This window comes from Microbacterium sp., assembly GCF_044508325.1.
GTDB lineage: Bacteria > Actinomycetota > Actinomycetes > Actinomycetales > Microbacteriaceae > Microbacterium.
The window spans coordinates 1-17,013 of sequence record NZ_JBIQHX010000035.1 but is presented as its reverse complement, the minus strand read 5'-3'; the positions used below and the strand labels follow the sequence as shown (position 1 = coordinate 17,013).

The window sequence follows — 17,013 nt, the reverse complement described above, 5'->3', positions numbered from 1 at the left end:
CCACCAAAAATCCCGGTTGCGGTCGTCCGTCGCGGACACGCCTGAAGACGTGCGGCCGTCGGTGAAACGTCGCAGCTGTCGTGCTCGAGTTCGCACCGGAGGGTCGCGCGAGGTCTCGCGACCGGTCATCGCGCCGCGGTATCCTGGCTCCGCCATCGCGTCGATCTCGAGGCCGGAGTAGCGTGCACGCGGGTTGCTGCCGAGGTTGAAGTGCCCGAAAAGGACTGACTCAACATGACCACGATGAAAGCCGCCGTCGTTCACGCGTTCTCCGAGCCGCTGGCTATCGACGAGATCGCGATCCCCACTCCCGGTGTGAATGAAGCACTCGTCAAAGTCGAGTACTCCGGTGTCTGTCACACCGACTTCCATGCGTGGCACGGCGACTGGCCCGTCAAACCCCGACCGCCCTTCATCCCCGGGCACGAAGGCGCGGGCACGGTCGTCGCCGTCGGCGACAGTGTGACCCGGGTCAAGGTCGGCGACCGAGTCGGCAACGCCTGGCTGTGGAGCGCCTGCGGTGAATGCGAGTACTGCGAGACGGGTTGGGAAACGCTCTGCCCGAGCCAAGAGAACGGCGGATACTCCGTCGATGGTTCGTTCGGCCAGTACATGCTGGTCGACGCCCGCTACGCGCCCATCATTCCGAGCGGCGTGGAGATGGCGGCCGTCGCCCCCATCCTGTGCGCCGGGGTCACCGTGTACAAGGGACTGAAAGTCACCGACACCGATCCCGGCCAGTGGGTGCTGATCTCGGGCATCGGCGGACTCGGCCACCTCGCCGTACAGTATGCCGTCGCGATGGGCCGTCGGGTCGCGGCCATCGACGTGGACGACGCGAAACTCGACCTTGCACGCCGCCACGGCGCCGAAGTCACCGTCAACGCCGCGACAACGGACGATCCAGCAGCAGAGCTGCGATCACAGACCGGGGGTGGCGTGCACGGAGCCCTGGTCACAGCGGTCAACGCGCATGCGTTCCCGCAGGCCGTCGGTGCGCTGCGGCGCGGCGGCACGGTCTCCCTCGTCGGCCTGCCGCCGGACCACTTTCCCTTGGACATCTTCACGACCGTCCTTTTCGGCCTCACCGTCCGCGGCTCGATCGTCGGCACGCGCAGAGACATGCAGGAGGCCCTCGACTTCTTCGCCCGCGGCAAGGTGAGCCCCACGTACGCGGTGCGTCCGATGAGCGACATCAATGAGATCTTCGACGAGATGGCACACGGAGCGATCGACGGCCGCATCGTCATGGACATGTCCTGACCTGACTCGGTGACGGGGCCAGCCCCCGCCGGCGGGAACCAGAGCTGACGGCGGAGCATGGGTCGTGACACGGACGGCGCGCAGTATCACGCTGGTGAGATGAGCGTGATCATTCCGTACATCGCCGACGAGGATGCGCGAGCCGCGATCAAGTGGTACTCCGCGGTGTTCCACGCCGTCGTCGAGGTGGATCCCGTGCCGCGGGATCCCTTCGGTCACCGCTGGATGCTGAACCAGGCATCCGAGGGCTCTCTCTAGCATGGCAGTCACGTCCGTGCGCCTGGTTGCAGTGGCCTTCGATGCCCGCGATCCGTCGGTTCCCGCCGCGTTCTGGGCGGACCTGCTGGATCGCCCGGTCGCGGTTGATGCTGACGGCGCGTTCCTGCCGGGGGCGGGTGCGCAGATCGGACTCCGCTTCGACGCGACCGAGGCGGAAGACCTGTCTCGGCCGAATCGGGTGCACCTCCACCTCACCAGCACCGACCTCGACGATCAGCGCGCCATCGTCGCGAAGGCGCTGCGACTGGGCGGCCGCGTCATCCGAGAGCAGCCCGGCGGCGAGGTCGTGATGGCCGATCGCGGCCGGAACGAGTTCTGCGTGATCGAACCGGGAGACGGCTTCCTCGCAGGCTGCGGCTTCCTCGCCGAGGTCACCTGCGAGGGCCCGCGTGAAGCGGGTCTGTTCTGGAGCGGGGCACTGGGGTGGCCTCTCGTCTGGGATCGCGGCGACCAGACCGCGGTGCAGTCGCCGCACGGCGGGACGAAGGTCTCCTGGGATGTGCGGCCGGCACCGTCGCGCTACGGGACGAGACGACAGCGTCTCGTCCTCGCCGCGGCGGATCGGGACAGCGAGGCTGCCCGTCTGGTGGCGCTGGGCGCCGTGCAGGCCGGCGGCGACGACGACAGGATCCTGATGGCGGACCCGGGGGGTGGCGAGTTCTGGCTCACCCGTGAGTGACGCCGAACCGAGTTCACCGGGACTCGGGCGGGCGCGCCGAGATCGACAGACCCGGCTTGCGAGGATGGACCGAGAAATAGCGCAGGCCCTCCGCTCCGGCGACGAACCGGCGCTGCGACCGCGGGGGAAGCCAGACGAGCGCCCCTGGGGTCAGCGGGAGCTCGCCCGCTTCGGTCTCGAGCGTTCCGGTCCCCTCCAGGACGTGGATGAGGACATCGAGGTCCGGACCGGTGTGACGTGCGATCTCGTCGCCAGGAGGCAGCCGGATGATGTTGGCGTCGAGACCGCGCTCGGCCGGAGTGAGCCGCCACACCGCGCCGGAGGCATCCGTCTCCTGTCCAGCGAAGCCGACGAGCCGGGGGTTCTCGGGCATCCTCGCCTCCTCACCGCCGCCTTCGTCAAGCCTAGGCCCGGTCACCGATGCGTTCGATAGATTGGGCGCAGCGGCACGAAGGGGGCGGACCCGGATGACCGAGGGCGAGCTGCGGATCGACGATCTGAACCAGGCCGTGCGGAGCCTGCTCGACACCGCGCGCGGGTCGAAGGCTCAGCGAGCGGCGTCGACGCTGTACGGGGGCCGCGAGACGGTCCTGCGTCAGACGGCGCTCGCGCTGCTGGCCGGCGCGGAGCTCGCCGAGCACGAGAGCCCTCCGGAGGCGACTGTGCACGTGCTGCACGGGCGGATCGTCGTGCGCGGCATCGACCGCGAGTGGGAGCTGGCCGCCGGCGACTTCATGCCGATCCCACCGGAGCGGCACTCCGTCGCGGCGATCGAGGACAGCGTCTTCCTGCTGAGCGTCGTGAGAGCGAGCGCTCCCGCATGAGGCCGCGGCGCGGCTCGTGGGCAGGTCTCTGCGCGGCCGTGCTCGTGGTCTGCGCCGGATGCGCGGCACCCGACCCTGCGCCCACCCCCACGACCACCTTCGCCCCTCCGACCGCGACCGGCACCCCGACTCCGACGGCGGCGGCGGGGCTGTGGGCGCCGACGGGCGACATCAGTGCCCTCGCCACCGGGCTCGACGCCCCGTGGTCGGTGGCGCCGCTCACGGGAGGCGGCGCGCTGATCAGCCAGCGCGACGACGGCCGCATCGTCGAGCTGACGCCGCAGGGCGAGCTGCGCGTCGCCGGTGAGATCAGCGAGGTGCGTCCGCAGGGGGAAGGCGGTCTGATGGGCCTCGCCCTGCGCGACGACGGGGAGCAGCGCTGGCTCTATGCCTACCTGACCGCCGCGGACGACAACCGCGTCGTGCGGATGCCGGTCGAGGGCGAGGCGGGGTCGATCGCCCTGGGTGCGCCCGAGGTGGTGATCGCGGGCATCGCCAAAGCGGCGAACCACAACGGAGGGCGCATCGCCTTCGGCCCCGACGGACTGCTGTACGTCTCGACCGGTGACGCCGGCGATCCTGGCCGCGCCCAAGACGAGGGGTCGCTGAACGGGAAGATCCTCCGGCTGACGCCCGACGGCGCCCCCGCGCCGGGGAATCCGTTCGGAACCGAGGTGTGGTCGCTCGGGCATCGCAACGTGCAGGGCATGGCGTGGACCGGCGACGGCACGATGTGGGCGAGCGAATTCGGCCAGAACACGTGGGACGAGCTGAACGTCATCGAGCCGGGCGCGAACTACGGCTGGCCGGTCGTCGAAGGCCGGGCGGGCGACGGTCGCTTCGCCGACCCGGTCGCGCAGTGGCACCCCGCCGACGCGAGCCCGAGCGGGATCGCCGCCGTCGGCGACACCCTGTTCCTCGCGGCGCTGCGAGGGCAGCGCCTGTGGGTCGCCGACACGGAAGGGTCGGCGCTGCTCGCAGACCCGCGCGACCTGCTCGTCGGCGAGGCGGGCCGCCTGCGTGATGCCGTCGCCGCCCCCGACGGGACGCTGTGGGTGCTGACCAACAACACCGACGGACGGGGCAGTCCCGCAGGCGACGATGATCGGCTGCTGCAGCTGACGCTGTCGCCGGTGCCCTGACCCGCCGGTAGCGTGGAGGCCTGCCCCGACGGGCGGGCCGGAAGGAGCACGGGCATGCGGTCGTTCTCGCGCGGAGCACGCGTCATCGGTGAGGCCACCCACCACGTCGAGAACCAGCCTCCGTGGCGCGTCGACCTCGACGAGTACCAGCTGAACGGTCCGCTCCGCGACGCGGTCACCGCGTTCGGCGGAGGATGGGCCGACGGCGAGCTGCACGAGATCGGGATGCAGGTGGGATCGGCCGCGTTCCAGCGGGACGCCACCATCGCGAACGCCCACACGCCGGTCGCGCACATGCACGACCGGTGGGGCTACCGGCTCGATGAGGTCGAGTACGACCCCGCCTACCACCGCGTGCTGGCCGCCGCCCTCGCCCGCGGCGCACACACGTCGGCCTGGGCGGATCCGCGGGACGGTGCGTCGGTGGCACGGGCAGCGGCATTCATGCTGTTCGCTCAGGTCGAGCCCGGCCATGCCTGCCCCGTCTCGATGACGCATGCGGCGGTCGCCTCGATCGCCGACACCCCGTGGGTCGCCGACGATTGGCTGCCCCGGCTCTACTCGCGCGAGTACGAGCCGCGGCTGCTGGACGGCGACCACAAGCGCAGCGCGCTCATCGGCATGGCCATGACCGAGAAGCAGGGCGGATCCGATGTGCGGGCGAACCAGACCACCGCCGTCCATCTGGGCGGCAACAGCTATGAGCTCACCGGGCACAAGTGGTTCTGCTCCGCCCCGATGTCGGACGGTTTCCTCGTGCTGGCCCAGGCGCGTGACGGGGGCACCGAGCAGGGACTGACCTGCCTGTTCGTGCCCCGGGTGCTTCCCCACGGCGTCCGCAACGTGTTCCGCATCCAGCGGCTCAAGGACAAGCTCGGGAACCGCTCGAACGCGTCCGCCGAGGTGGAGTTCGCCGGCACCGTCGGGACGCTGCTGGGCGAACCCGGCCGTGGTGTGCGCACCATCATCGAGATGGTGCAGCGCACGCGCCTGGACTGCGTGCTCGGGTCGGCGGCGGGGATGCGGCAGTCGGTGGCGGAGGCGGTGTGGCATGCGCGCGGTCGCGAGGCGTTCGGCCGCCTGCTGGTGGACCAGCCGGCGATGACGGCGGTGCTGGCCGATCTCGCCCTGGAGGCTGAGGCCGCGGTCCTTTCCGGGCTGCGACTCGCGCAGGCGTTCGAGGCCGATGCATCCCCGCAGGATGTCGCATTCCGTCGCCTCGCGACGCCCGTGATGAAGTACTGGGTGTGCAAGCGCGGGCCCCAGCACGCGTATGAGGCCATGGAGTGCCTGGGCGGCAACGGCTTCATCGAGGACTTCCCGCTGGCGCTGCGCTACCGTGAGCAGCCCGTGATGGCGATCTGGGAGGGCGCCGGCAACGTCATCGCCCTCGACGTGCTGCGTGCCCTCACCCGAGAGCCAGAGGTCGCACAGGCGTTCGCCGCGGAGCTGGAGACGACCGGGGGCGCCTCGGCCCTCCTCGACGCGCACACCGCCCGCGCCCTGGCGGACCTCGATGCTCTGGCGGGAGCCGATCCGGCGGAGGCGCAGGCGGGAGCCCGCCGGCTCACCGAAGCCCTGGCGCTGGCCCTGCAGGGCTCGCTCATGGTGCGGTACGCGCCCGCCGCTGCAGCGGACGCGTTCCTCGCCGCGCGGCTCGGCGAGGATCGCACCGGGATGTACGGCTCGCTGCCGCGCGGGACCGATGCCGCCGGCATCCTCAGCCGCCACTGAACGTGTGCGCGGGGTGCCGTAGGCTGAGCGGGTGAACCGCTGGGCGACCCGAGCGCTCGGGACCATCGTCGCGGCCGCCGTGGTCGTGACGATCGCGGCGGGCGCACCGGCGTCGGCGAGCACTGCGGAGCCGGAGGCGTCGCCCTCCGTCCGCGTCGTCCCTGCCGATGACACCGGGATCGCGGCGGCCGCCGCACGCCTGGTCGCCGGCCTCAGCCTGGAGCAGAGGGCGGCGAGCGTGGTGATGGGGCACATCCCCACCACCGACGATGCGACGCTGCGCCGGTACATGGAGGAGAACGCGCTGGGCGGGTTCATCCTGATGGGGGGGAACATTCCGGGAAGCGAGTCGTCGCTGCGACGCCTGACCGCGGCGCTGACGACCGACCCCGCCCTGCCGCCCCTGATCGCGATCGATGAGGAGGGCGGCCAGGTCACCCGGCTGCCGTGGGACGACTTCCCGGCCGCGAACACGCTCAAGCAGGAGCCGGCCGGTGCAGCCGCCGACGCCTACCGCGCTCGTGCGGCCCTGGTGCAGCGGGCGGGTGTCGGCGTGAACTTCGGGATCGTGGCGGATGTGGCCGACGGACGCAGCTCGTTCATCTACGGTCGCGCGCTCGGCACGTCGCCGGATGCCTCCGCCGAGCGGGTGACGGCGGCCATCGACGGCGAGCGCGGACAGGCGCTCTCGACGGTCAAGCACTTCCCCGGCCATGGTGCGGCCGCCGGCGACTCGCACCAGACGATCCCCGCGACGGGGATGTCGAAGAAGGACTGGGCGGCCACCGACGGGGTGCCGTTCGCGGCGGCGATCGCGGACGGTGTGCCGCTGGTGATGTTCGGGCACCTCCGCTACACCGCGGTCGACGACGCTCCGGCATCGCTCTCCGCCGAGTGGCACCGCATCGTGCGGGACGAGCTCGGGTTCACCGGGGTCACGATCACCGACGACCTGGGCATGCTGCAGGCAAGCGGGGTGCGGGCCTACCGCGACCCGGTCGACAACGCCGTCGCGGCGCTGAAGGCCGGCAACGACATGGTGCTCGCGGTGATGTTCACGACGGCGGGCAGCGCCGCAGCGCTCGTGGACGGCATCGTCGCGGCCGTCGAGGACGGCGAGCTCTCGCAGGGCCGACTCGACGAGGCTGCCACGCGGGTCGCCGCGCTGCGGCTGGAGCTTGCCGCCGGCGGACGCGGCCTGGTGCCGTGCGACGACTGCGAGGCCGCCGGTTAGACGGCGAGGCCTGCCAGGGCATCGAGCATCCGCTCGCGCAGCGCGTTCGCGTCCTGGGCGAACGCGCGCTGGCGGCGCACGTACTCGGCTTTGCCCGCGGCGGTCTCGATGCGCACCGGATCCAGGCCCCAGGAGCGCAGGTCGTACGGCGACGCCGCCATGTCCAGAGTGCGGATCTCGCGGGCGAGCTCGAACGCATCCAGGAGCAGTTCGCCCGGCACGAGCGGACCGAGCTTCACGGCCCACCGATACACGTCCATGCCCGCATGCAGGCAGCCGGGCTGCTCGCGTGCCGGCTGGGTCGCCCGCGACAGCCGGACGTCGTTGCGCGGCGCCGCCTCGGGCGTGAAGAAGCGGAAGGCGTCGTAGTGCGTGCAGCGCAGTTCGTGTGCCTCCACGACGGCGTTGGTGCCGTCCGGTCCCAGTCGCAGCGGCACCGGATGCCGGTGCTCGCCCTGGCGGTACACCATCGCCCACTCGTGGAGTCCGAAGCATCCGAATCTCGCCGGACGGCTCACGGTCGCCCGCAGCATCCGCACGACCGTCTGCAGCAGCCCGCCCTTCTCGCGGGCGAACGCGGCGCCGTCCACGATCAACGAGCCGGGAGCACTCCCGGGTGCGTACCAGCGCCATTCGCCGCGCACCCCGCCGGCATCCTGCAGCTCCACGCCCAGACCCGGATGCCAGCGGCGCAGCAGGGCCGGCTTGTACGAGTAGTACGTGAACAGGAAGTCCTCCACCGGATGCGGCTCGCCGCGGGCCGCCCGCGCGCGGTGCTGCGCGGTGAGCGAATCCGCGCGTGCTCGGTGCGCGCTCTCACGGGCGCGCCAGAGGTCGCCGGCGAGGTGCACGGCGGACGCGGTCAGGGTGGGCACCACCCCAGGGTAGGCGAGGGCGGTGCACCACCGCCGACGCGTGCGCTACCGTGAGGCACGTGACGGCAGAGGGCGTCGCCGCTCCGGGCCTGGGCACTCGCCTGGACGCGGCCGTGCGCGGGCTGAACCCGGGCTACTTCGCGCTCGTCATGGGAACGGGCATCGTCTCGATCGGCCTGGCCGACCACGGCTGGGACGTTCTGTCGCTGATCCTGCTGGTGATCGACGTGATCTGCTACGGCCTGCTCGTCGTGCTCGTGATCGTCCGCGGCATCCGTCATCGCGACGCGCTGCGTGCGGACTTCCAGGATCCGGCGAAGGCGTTCGCGTTCTTCACCTTCGTGGCCGCCTCGTGCGTGCTGGGCAGCCGGCTCGCCGTCGCCGGCGAGCACGGAGTGGCGGCCGGCCTGCTGCTGGTCGGCTTCGCGGCGTGGCTCGTGCTCGGCTACCTCATCCCCTGGACGGCGCTGCTCGGCGTGGACAAGGGCTCGGTGCTGTCGGCGGCCAACGGCACGTGGTTCATCTGGGTGGTGGGCAGCCAGGCGGTCGCCGTCCTGGCGGCGACGCTGCAGCCGATGTTCGTCGACTGGCGCCAGGCCCTGGCGATGCTCGCGGTCGTGTCGTGGGCGATCGGAGTGTTCCTCTACGGTGTGGTCGGTGTCGTCATCATCGTGCGGCTGCTGCTGTACGGCATGCGGCCGCTCGAGTTCACGCCGCCGTACTGGGTGTCGATGGGCGCCACCGCGATCACCGTGGTGGCGGGGGCGCGCATCGTGGACATGGCAGATGCCCCCATGGTGGACGCCACGCGTGCGCTCATCGCAGGCGCCGCGGTGCTGTTCTGGGCGCTGGGGACATGGCTGATCCCGCCGCTGGTGATCGCCGGCTACTGGCGCCACGTGCACCATCGGGTGCCGCTGCGGTACGAGCCGGCGCTGTGGAGCATCGTGTTCCCGCTGGGCATGTACGGCGTCGGGTCGAGCTTCCTGGGCGCGACCGACCGGCTCCCCTGGGTGGAGCGGATCGGCATTGTCGAGGGATGGCTCGCCCTCGGGGTGTGGGCGGTCGTCTTCGTCGCGATGCTCGTGAACCTGTGGCGGAACGTGCTGCGGGCGCCGCGACCGACGGAGGTCACGACACGGGCTCGATGAGCTCCGGAGTGTCGTTGCGCACGTTGCCGACGGCCTTCGACACGACGTGGTCGTCGAGCTGCTCTGCCAGGGCCGGCGCGGCGTCGATGGCGGCATCCAGCACGTCCCGCGCATTGTCGAGCGTCGGGTCGAGCCAGGTGTCGGCGAAGTCGGGGTCGAGGAACAGGGGCATCCGATCGTGGATCGACCCGAGCCGACCGATGGAGTCCCGGGTCAGGATGGTGAAGCTCAGCACCCAGCGCTCCGGGTCGTCGTCGGCCTTGGCCGGATCCTTGAACCATTCGTACAGGCCGGCGAAGAACATCGGCCGACCATCGCCGGGGTGGATGTAATGCGGGATCTTCTGGATCTTCCCGTCCGGGCCGGGGACATGCTTCCACTCGTAGTATCCGGATGCCGGGACCACGGCACGGCGCTTGTGGAACGCCGTGCGGAACATCGGCTTGTCCTCCAGCTCCTCGGCGCGGGCGTTGAAGGCGCGAGCGCCGATCGACACGTCCTTCGCCCACGCGGGGACCAGACCCCATCGTGCGGGCTCCAGGCGGCGGGTCGGGGGATCCGACTTGGCGGAGTCGAGCACGATGGCGACCTGGTCGGTGGGGGCGATGTTGTAGGACGGCGCGGGCAGGTCGTCGGCGACGAGATCGACCCGCAGCACCGAGACGAGCTCAGGACCTGCGGCGGCCACGACGAAGCGTCCGCACATGTGTGCCAGCGTACGCGGTGCGACCGACGTCAGTCGGCGAGGACGCCCGCCGTCTCCAGCTCCTCGAGGATCCCGGCGCCGTCGGGCCCGGTCACCCACGGGACGGTGGCCGCGCTGTGGTCGTCGACGTGCGTGCGACCGCCCGCGAGCACCGCCTCGGCGGGGGAGAGCTGCCGGATGGCGACGGCGCGGACGTTCTCGGGGTACTCGCCGGCGAAGGTCGTGTAGATCGCGTCGTCGTGCTGCCCGTCGTCGCCGATGAGCAGCCACTGGACCTGGGGGAACTCCTCGGCGAGCCGGCGGAGGTTCGACAGCTTGTGGTCGCGACCGCTGCGGAACCAGCGATCGTGCGTCGGCCCCCAGTCGGTCAGCAGGATCGCCCCGGGCGGGAACAGGTGCCGGGTGAGGAACCGGACCAGGGTCGGCGCCACGTTCCAGGCGCCGGTCGAGAGGTAGACGACAGGCGCTCCGCGGTGCTCGCGGACGAGTCGTTCCAGGAGCACCGCCATCCCGGGCACAGGCTGGCGGGCGTGCTCGTCGACGACGAACGAGTTCCACGCCGCGACCAGCGGGCGGGGCAGCGCGGTGACCATGACGGTGTCGTCCACATCGGAAACCACGCCGAAGCGCACGTCCGAGCCGACGATGAACACGCGGGCGTCGACCGGCTCGCCGCCCTCGACAGACATCTGCAGGGTGCGCCAGCCGGGCTCGAGCCGCGCCGGGATGACGGTGTCCACGACCCCGCCCCGATCGGACACGACCTCGTGCGTCTGGCCGTCGACGGTGATGGAGACCTGCGCGAACCCGATCGGGATGCCGACGAAGCTGCGCCACCCGCGCACCCCGGCGAACTCGTCGCCGCCGCGGCGACGCGGCGGCACGATGAGCACACGCCCGACCACGCGAACCCAGTCGGCGGATCCGTACCCGGGGAATGCCGCCACGGTCGGTGTGAGACCGCGTGCCCGGGCACGACGCTCGCGCCACGCGTGGTAGCGGTACTCGAGACGGGCCAGCCACAGCACTTTCGGGCGCGCGGCAACGGCGGACGTCTCGGGCATCCCCTCAGTCTTCCACGTCCTCCTCCGATTCCAGTGAGAGATGCCTGGCCTCCGCCCGCTGCAGCACCTTCTTGGCCGCGTACATCCCGAGCAGGAACACGACGATGATCCCCACGAAGATGTAGCCGGCGAAGTGCAGCTGATCGGCCAGCTCCCGGTAGGTGCCGGCGGCGACGGCGGCGACGGGGATGTAGAGGGCCGCCCACAGCACGCAGGCCGGAAGGGTCCAGGCCAGGAACCGCCGGTACCCGAAGCCGCTCATCCCCACCGTGAGCGGCACCAGCGAGTGCAGCACGGGCAGAAAGCGGGAGATGAAGATGGCCGGGCCGCCGCGGCGGCGCAGGTACAGCTCGGCGCGGGTCCAGTTGTGCTCGCCGATGCGTGCGCCCAGGCGCGAGTACCGGATCCTGGGGCCCAGGAATCGCCCGAGCCAGAACCCGATGCTCTCGCCGATGAGCGCCCCCACGACGACGGCGATTCCGAGGCCGAGCCCCGACCAGACCGAGTCCACGGCCGTGGCTGCGACGATGACCACGGTGTCACCGGGCACCACGAGCCCGATGAGGACGCTCGTCTCGAGCATGATCGCGAGTCCTGCCAGCAGCACGCGCGCCAGTGGGTCGACGCTCTGCACGAGATCGAGCAGCCACGTCAGGAACTCGTTCACAGCACGAGCCTAGGACCCGGCGCCTGCGTTCCGGCTGGCCATACCCTGGGTAGGTGCCCTCGCCGTACTCCGCCGTGCCCCTGTCCGAGTGGGCGGATCCGGCCGCGCTGTTCGCCGGCTGGGTCGCGCGTGAGCCGCACGGATTCTGGCTGGATGCCGGTCCGGACGCCACCGCGGGCTGGAGCTGGCTGGGCGTCGGGGCGCCCGACGACGCGGCGACGGTGCGTGCCGTCGAGCTGACGGGGCAGGACGGTCAGGACGGTGCCTGGGGTCCCTTCCGCGGCGGCTGGGTGGGCTGGTTCGGGTACGAGACCGGTGCTGCCGCTGCGGGGGCGCCGGTGACCAGGGAGCCGGGCGAGCCGCCCGCGGTCTGGCTGCGTGCCGAGCGCTTCATCGCCGTCGATCACGCCGCGCGTCGCCTGTGGGCCGTCGCCGTGCGCGGCGACACAGGGTGGGCCGACCAGGCTCGGCGGCTCGCGGCATCCGTCGTCCCCGTGCCTCCTGCCCCCGCGCCGCAGCTGGGCACCGCCCGCGGCCGCCACCTGCCCGCCCGGTACGCCGCGCTCATCGAGCGCTGTCGGGACGCGATCCGGGAGGGGGATGCCTATCAGCTCTGCCTGACCACGCGGTTCTCCGTCGCCGGGGAGGTCGATCCTGCGGCCACCTATCTCCGGCTGCGCGCCCTGACGCCGGCACACCACGGCGGCTACGTGCGCAGCGGTGGCATCGCCCTGCTCAGCGCCAGCCCGGAGCGCTTCCTCGAGGTGGACGCCGGCGTGGCGCGCACTCGCCCGATCAAGGGGACGAGGCCACGGTCGCGCGACGCCGCCGAAGACGCCGCCCTGGCCGCCGAGCTGCGTGCGAGCCCCAAGGAGCGCGCGGAGAACGTCATGATCGTCGACCTCATGCGCAACGACCTGTCCCGGGTGAGCGTTCCGGGCTCGATCCGCGCCGACACCCTGCTCGAGGTCGAGTCGTACGCGGCGGTGCACCAGCTGGTGAGCACGGTGTCGAGCCGGCTGGCGCCCGGAACCACGGTGGGGGATCTGCTCGACGCCGCGTTCCCGGCCGGCAGCATGACGGGGGCGCCGAAGCTGTCGGCGATGAAGATCCTGCACGCGCTCGAAGGCGGACCGCGAGGTGTGTTCGCGGGATGCTTCGGCTACATCGGCCACGACGGCCGCCTCGACCTCGCGATGATCATCCGCAGCATCGTGACGGGGCCGGACGGAGCCTACGTGGGCGCCGGCGGCGGCATCACCTGGGGGTCGCAGCCCGGCGCCGAGGTCGCCGAGGTGGGGGTCAAGGCGCACGCACCCCTGGCCGCCCTCGGCGCGGCCCTGCCGCCGGGGTGGTGAGCGGGTCGCGGGGCGGGGCGGTCCGGTAATCTGGAAGTTCCCGGTCTTCCGGGCCCGAGATCCGCATCGATTGGCTTTCCGTGTCCTCCAGCAGCCCCGCCGCCGTCGCCGACAGCGACGCCTTCGACCCGTACGCCATCCAGCAGAAGTGGCAGGCGCTGTGGGCCGAGCACGACCCGTTCCGGGCCGGGGGCGCCGACGACACGCGGCCCCGCAAGTACGTGCTCGGCATGTTCCCGTACCCTTCGGGCGATCTGCACATGGGGCACGCCGAGAGCTACGCGTACGTCGACATCGTCGCGCGGTTCTGGCGGCACCGCGGCTACAACGTCCTCAACCCGATCGGGTGGGACTCCTTCGGTCTGCCCGCCGAGAACGCCGCGATCCAGCGCGGCGCCGATCCGCGCAAGTGGACGTACGCGAACATCGAGCAGCACAAGAAGAGCTTCCGCGAGTACGGGTCGTCGTACGACTGGTCGCGCATCCTGCACACCAGCGACCCGGAGTACTACCGCTGGAACCAGTGGCTGTTCCAGCGCCTGTACGAGCGCGGCCTGGCCTACCGCAAGGACAGCCCGGTCAACTGGTGCCCGAACGACCAGACGGTGCTCGCGAACGAGCAGGTCGTCGACGGCCGGTGCGAGCGCTGCGGCGCCGAGGTGATCAAGAAGAAGCTCACCCAGTGGTACTTCCGGATCACCGATTACGCCGACCGGCTGCTCGACGACCTGAACCAGCTGGAGGGGTTCTGGCCCCACAAGGTCATCCAGATGCAGCGCAACTGGATCGGCCGGTCCACCGGCGCCGACATCGACTTCGTCATCGAGGGCCGTGACGAGGTCGTGACGGTGTTCTCGACGCGCCCGGACACACTGCACGGCGCCACGTTCTTCGTCGTCGCACCCGACAGCGACCTGGCCGCGGAGCTTGCCGCCGACGCGCCCGCCGAGGTGCGCGCACGCTTCGACGAGTACCTGGCTCGCGTGCAGCGCGAGACCGAGATCGAGCGGCAGAGCACCGATCGACCCAAGACCGGCGTGTTCCTGGAGCGGTACGCGGTCAACCCGGTCAACGGCGAGCGGCTGCCGATCTGGGCGGCGGACTACGTCCTGGCCGATTACGGCCACGGCGCGGTGATGGGCGTTCCCGCCCACGACCAGCGCGACCTCGACTTCGCCCGCGCGTTCGACCTGCCGGTGCGGATCGTCGTCGACACCACGGCGCCGATCACCGGAGCGATTCCGGTGATCGAGGTCGACGACGACGGCGTGCCGATCGATCCCGGTCCGGCGCTGGCCGACATCGACCCCGCCGTGACCGGCATCGCCCTCACCGGCGAAGGCCGCATGATCAACTCCGGCTCGCTGGACGGGCTGAGCAAGCGCAACGCCATCGCCCGCGTCATCGACGAGCTCGAGGCCGCGGGCACGGGCCGTGCCGCCAAGAACTTCCGGCTGCGTGACTGGCTGATCTCGCGTCAGCGGTTCTGGGGCACCCCGATCCCGATGATCCACACGCAGGACGGGCGCATCGTTCCCGTCCCGGACGACCAGCTGCCTCTGACCCTGCCCGAGACCGAGGGACTCGACCTGGCGCCGAAGGGAACCTCACCGCTGGGCGGCGCGACCGAGTGGATGGCGACGGTCGATCCCGAGACCGGCGAGCCCGCGCAACGCGACCCCGACACGATGGACACCTTCGTCGACAGCTCGTGGTACTTCCTGCGGTTCCTGTCGCCGGGAGACCACACGCAGGCGTTCTCCTCCAGCGAGGCGGATCGCTGGGCCCCGGTCGACTCCTACATCGGCGGCGTCGAGCACGCCATCCTGCACCTGCTGTATGCGCGGTTCATCACCAAGGTGCTCTACGACATGGGGCTGATCGACTTCACCGAGCCCTTCTCCACCCTGATCAACCAGGGCATGGTGCTGCTGGGCGGCTCGAAGATGTCCAAGAGCAAGGGGAACCTCGTCGAGTTCGCCGCGAGCATGCGCGATCCCGGCGCCGACGCGGTCCGCACCGCGATCGCCTTCGCCGGGCCCGTCGAGGACGACATGGACTGGGAGGACGTGTCGACCACCGGCGCTCAGAAGTTCCTGGCGCGCGCCTGGCGCATCGCCCACGACGTGACTTCCGAGCCGGGCGCGGTGTGGGCGGACGGCGACCCGACGCTGCGCCGGATGACCCACCACCTGTGGGCGGATGTGCCGGGACTCATCGAGCAGACGAAGTTCAACGTCGTCGTCGCGCGGCTCATGGAGCTGGTGAACGCGACGCGCAAGACCATCGACTCCGGTGCGGGCCCGGCCGACCCGGCTGTGCGCGAGGCCGCTGAGGCCATCGCCCTGGTGCTCGACCTGTTCGCCCCGCACACCGCCGAGGAGATGTGGGAGATGCTGGGCCACGAGCCCTTCGTGGGGCTGGTGCCCTGGCGACAGCCCGACACGGCGCTGCTGGTCGAGGAGCAGATCACCGCGATCGTGCAGATCGACGGCAAGGTGCGCGCGACCATCGACGTGTCCGCGCGCATCGACGGCGCCGAGCTCGAAGAGCTCGCCCGCGGCGATGCGCGCGTCCAGCGCTCGCTCCACGGGCGCGAGATCGTGAAGACGGTCGTGCGTCCGCCGAAGGTCGTGAGCTTCTCGACCCGTCCTCAGTGACCGGCTGATCCTCCCCAGCCGCCCCGCGGCGCGCGTTGATCCACGGGCGGGCGGATGATCCGTGAGCGGGGGATGCCGTCGGCCTAGCGTGGCGCGGTGACCACACCCGAGGGCTTCGCGCCGCCGAAGCGGCGGCTGGCGGCCGGTGCGGCGGTCGTCGTGGTGCTCGCCGCAGCCGCGGTCACGGTCGGGATGGGGATCGTGCGCGGTGCCGCCGTCCCCGTCGAGCAGATCCCGGGCGAGCAGGTCACGCTCGCGACGGTCGACGCCGCGGAGCTGTACGTGCACGTCTCCGGTGCGGTGCGTCTGCCCGGCCTCTACCGCCTGCCCGATGGCGCGCGCGTCGTGGACGCGGTCGCCGCCGCGGGAGGGTTCGCGGAAGGCGCCGAGGAGGAGGCCGTCAACCTCGCCCGCCCGATCAGCGACGGCGAGCAGCTCATCGTGCCGAAGGAGGGCGAGGCGGCCGCGGATGCCGCACCGCGCGGCGACGGGCGGGTGAACCTGAACACCGCCACCGCGGCAGAGCTCGAGACGCTGCCGCGCATCGGCCCGGCGATGGCGCAGCGGATCATCGACTGGCGCGAGACGAACGGCCGATTCACGAGCATCGAGGACCTGCTGGCCGTCTCCGGGATCGGGGACAAGATGCTCGAGGCGCTGCGCCCCCTGGTGACGGTATGAGGGGTGCAGCGCCCCTGGTGGTCGCTGCCGGAGCGACGTGGGCGGCCGCTGTCGTCGCCGTGCTGCAGCCGGACGTGTCGGCGGGGGTCGCGGGCGCGCTCTGGGCCGCCGCGGCCGGGGCGCTGATCCTCGCGGTGCGAGGTCGCGGCGCGGCCCCTGCGGCGATCGCCCTGGCGGCAGCGGCGCTGGTCACGTCGCACGTGGCGGCAGCTGAGCCGGCACGTGCCGCCGCGGTCGCCTTCGGGGTCGAGGGCGGACGCGCCGTCGAGGTGACCGCCGTCGTCACCTCGAAGGTCGCGCCGTCGGCCGGCGGCGCGCTCTGGTTCGACGCGGAGGCCGTGCGGCTGGACGCCGGCGATCGCTCGCTGCAGGTCTCGGCGCCGGTCTCGGTGTCCGTCGCCCCCGAGGACGTCGACGGCGAGCGCCTCGATCTCGGGTGCGAGGTCGTCGTCAGCGGGACCGCCGTGACCGCGGACGCGGGGGAGCGTGGCGTGCTGGTGCTGTTCGCGTCACGAGGAGTGCGCGTCACCGCCGCGGCCACGGGCGCCGCGGCCGTCGCATCCGAGCTGCGCACCGGGTTCGCGGCGCTCACCGCCGGGCTTCCCGGCGACGGCGGCGCGCTCCTGCCGGGACTGGCCGTGGGCGACACGAGCGCCGTGCCCCCCGACCTCGACGCCGCGATGAAGACCACGTCGC

At 71.7% G+C, this 17,013-nt stretch carries 17 protein-coding genes and 1 pseudogene; 12 read left to right on the top strand and 6 right to left on the bottom strand.

Features of this window, described 5'->3' with window-relative positions:
- The coding region (locus ACIWQI_RS15735) for a hypothetical protein (RefSeq protein ID WP_396658857.1) at positions 1-264 on the bottom strand (264 nt) is incomplete at its 3' end.
- Between ACIWQI_RS15735 and adhP the strand changes: the two genes are divergently transcribed.
- From adhP to ACIWQI_RS15720, 3 genes are all read left to right on the top strand, one after another.
- Positions 235-1,263, top strand: a complete 1,029-nt coding sequence (gene adhP / locus ACIWQI_RS15730) for an alcohol dehydrogenase AdhP (RefSeq protein ID WP_396658855.1) — start codon at positions 235-237, stop codon at positions 1,261-1,263. The two genes, ACIWQI_RS15735 and adhP, sit on opposite strands and share 30 nt — an antisense overlap.
- 99 nt (positions 1,264-1,362) lie before the next feature.
- Entirely contained in the window at positions 1,363-1,521 is a 159-nt protein-coding gene (locus tag ACIWQI_RS15725; RefSeq protein ID WP_396658853.1) for a hypothetical protein, read from the top strand.
- Position 1,522: 1 nt separating this feature from the next.
- The gene (locus tag ACIWQI_RS15720; RefSeq protein ID WP_396658852.1) at positions 1,523-2,221 is read left to right on the top strand and encodes a VOC family protein; all 699 of its coding nucleotides are present in this window, start codon (positions 1,523-1,525) and stop codon (positions 2,219-2,221) included.
- A 13-nt stretch (positions 2,222-2,234) separates the two neighbouring features.
- On the opposite strand, the gene ACIWQI_RS15715 is transcribed toward ACIWQI_RS15720, so the two are convergent.
- Entirely contained in the window at positions 2,235-2,594 is a 360-nt protein-coding gene (locus tag ACIWQI_RS15715) for a cupin domain-containing protein (protein WP_396658850.1), read from the bottom strand.
- Between the two features lie 94 nt (positions 2,595-2,688).
- Between ACIWQI_RS15715 and ACIWQI_RS15710 the strand changes: the two genes are divergently transcribed.
- From ACIWQI_RS15710 to ACIWQI_RS15695, 4 genes are read left to right on the top strand one after another with little or no spacing between them, the layout of a single operon-like run.
- On the top strand, positions 2,689-3,045 hold the full coding sequence (locus ACIWQI_RS15710) for a LuxR family transcriptional regulator (protein WP_396658848.1): 357 nt from the start codon (positions 2,689-2,691) through the stop codon (positions 3,043-3,045).
- Positions 3,042-4,187, top strand: coding sequence for a PQQ-dependent sugar dehydrogenase (locus ACIWQI_RS15705; protein ID WP_396658847.1), 1,146 nt, complete (start codon positions 3,042-3,044; stop codon positions 4,185-4,187). Before ACIWQI_RS15710 ends, ACIWQI_RS15705 begins: the two co-directional genes overlap by 4 nt.
- Positions 4,188-4,241: 54 nt before the next feature.
- A complete protein-coding gene (locus ACIWQI_RS15700; protein ID WP_396658846.1) occupies positions 4,242-5,921 on the top strand; it encodes an acyl-CoA dehydrogenase family protein in 1,680 nt (559 codons plus the stop codon).
- A 31-nt stretch (positions 5,922-5,952) separates the two neighbouring features.
- Positions 5,953-7,155, top strand: a complete 1,203-nt coding sequence (locus ACIWQI_RS15695; RefSeq protein ID WP_396658844.1) for a glycoside hydrolase family 3 N-terminal domain-containing protein — start codon at positions 5,953-5,955, stop codon at positions 7,153-7,155.
- Here the strand turns inward: ACIWQI_RS15695 and ACIWQI_RS15690 are convergent.
- A complete protein-coding gene (locus ACIWQI_RS15690) occupies positions 7,152-8,030 on the bottom strand; it encodes a 3-methyladenine DNA glycosylase (RefSeq protein WP_396658842.1) in 879 nt (292 codons plus the stop codon). The genes ACIWQI_RS15695 and ACIWQI_RS15690 overlap by 4 nt on opposite strands.
- Before the next feature lie 59 nt (positions 8,031-8,089).
- On the opposite strand from ACIWQI_RS15690, the gene ACIWQI_RS15685 reads away from it, so the two are divergent.
- Positions 8,090-9,181, top strand: coding sequence for a tellurite resistance/C4-dicarboxylate transporter family protein (locus ACIWQI_RS15685; RefSeq protein WP_396658841.1), 1,092 nt, complete (start codon positions 8,090-8,092; stop codon positions 9,179-9,181).
- On the opposite strand, the gene ACIWQI_RS15680 is transcribed toward ACIWQI_RS15685, so the two are convergent.
- The 3 genes from ACIWQI_RS15680 to ACIWQI_RS15670 are packed head-to-tail and all read right to left on the bottom strand — an operon-like array spanning position 9,162 to position 11,618.
- Positions 9,162-9,887 carry an SOS response-associated peptidase gene (locus ACIWQI_RS15680; protein WP_396658839.1) on the bottom strand — a complete coding sequence of 242 codons (726 nt, stop codon included), beginning with the start codon at positions 9,885-9,887 and terminating at the stop codon, positions 9,162-9,164. The genes ACIWQI_RS15685 and ACIWQI_RS15680 overlap by 20 nt on opposite strands.
- Positions 9,888-9,916: 29 nt before the next feature.
- Complete coding sequence (locus ACIWQI_RS15675; protein ID WP_396658838.1) at positions 9,917-10,951, bottom strand: App1 family protein; 1,035 nt, start codon at positions 10,949-10,951, stop codon at positions 9,917-9,919.
- Positions 10,952-10,955: 4 nt separating this feature from the next.
- A complete protein-coding gene (locus ACIWQI_RS15670; protein ID WP_396658836.1) occupies positions 10,956-11,618 on the bottom strand; it encodes a DedA family protein in 663 nt (220 codons plus the stop codon).
- A gap of 53 nt (positions 11,619-11,671) precedes the next feature.
- Between ACIWQI_RS15670 and ACIWQI_RS15665 the strand changes: the two genes are divergently transcribed.
- The 4 genes and pseudogenes from ACIWQI_RS15665 to ACIWQI_RS15650 all read left to right on the top strand — a co-directional run.
- Positions 11,672-12,976 carry an anthranilate synthase component I family protein gene (locus tag ACIWQI_RS15665; protein ID WP_396658835.1) on the top strand — a complete coding sequence of 435 codons (1,305 nt, stop codon included), beginning with the start codon at positions 11,672-11,674 and terminating at the stop codon, positions 12,974-12,976.
- A gap of 80 nt (positions 12,977-13,056) precedes the next feature.
- A complete protein-coding gene (gene leuS, locus ACIWQI_RS15660; protein ID WP_396658834.1) occupies positions 13,057-15,636 on the top strand; it encodes a leucine--tRNA ligase in 2,580 nt (859 codons plus the stop codon).
- A 96-nt stretch (positions 15,637-15,732) separates the two neighbouring features.
- Positions 15,733-16,317 carry a ComEA family DNA-binding protein gene (locus tag ACIWQI_RS15655; RefSeq protein WP_396658833.1) on the top strand — a complete coding sequence of 195 codons (585 nt, stop codon included), beginning with the start codon at positions 15,733-15,735 and terminating at the stop codon, positions 16,315-16,317.
- Positions 16,314-17,013 (top strand): annotated as a pseudogene (locus ACIWQI_RS15650) (competence protein ComEC); the annotation flags it as partial. The gene ACIWQI_RS15655 and the pseudogene ACIWQI_RS15650, both read left to right, overlap by 4 nt.

Bases quoted from the DNA above. Each gene is read 5' to 3' on its own strand.
- adhP (WP_396658855.1), top strand. From the start codon at position 235: ATGACCACGATGAAAGCCGCCGTCGTTCACGCGTTCTCCGAGCCGCTG.
- ACIWQI_RS15725 (WP_396658853.1), top strand. From the start codon at position 1,363: ATGAGCGTGATCATTCCGTACATCGCCGACGAGGATGCGCGAGCCGCG.
- ACIWQI_RS15720 (WP_396658852.1), top strand. From the start codon at position 1,523: ATGGCAGTCACGTCCGTGCGCCTGGTTGCAGTGGCCTTCGATGCCCGC.
- ACIWQI_RS15715 (WP_396658850.1), bottom strand. From the start codon at position 2,594: ATGCCCGAGAACCCCCGGCTCGTCGGCTTCGCTGGACAGGAGACGGAT.
- ACIWQI_RS15710 (WP_396658848.1), top strand. From the start codon at position 2,689: ATGACCGAGGGCGAGCTGCGGATCGACGATCTGAACCAGGCCGTGCGG.
- ACIWQI_RS15705 (WP_396658847.1), top strand. From the start codon at position 3,042: ATGAGGCCGCGGCGCGGCTCGTGGGCAGGTCTCTGCGCGGCCGTGCTC.
- ACIWQI_RS15700 (WP_396658846.1), top strand. From the start codon at position 4,242: ATGCGGTCGTTCTCGCGCGGAGCACGCGTCATCGGTGAGGCCACCCAC.
- ACIWQI_RS15680 (WP_396658839.1), bottom strand. From the start codon at position 9,887: ATGTGCGGACGCTTCGTCGTGGCCGCCGCAGGTCCTGAGCTCGTCTCG.
- ACIWQI_RS15675 (WP_396658838.1), bottom strand. From the start codon at position 10,951: ATGCCCGAGACGTCCGCCGTTGCCGCGCGCCCGAAAGTGCTGTGGCTG.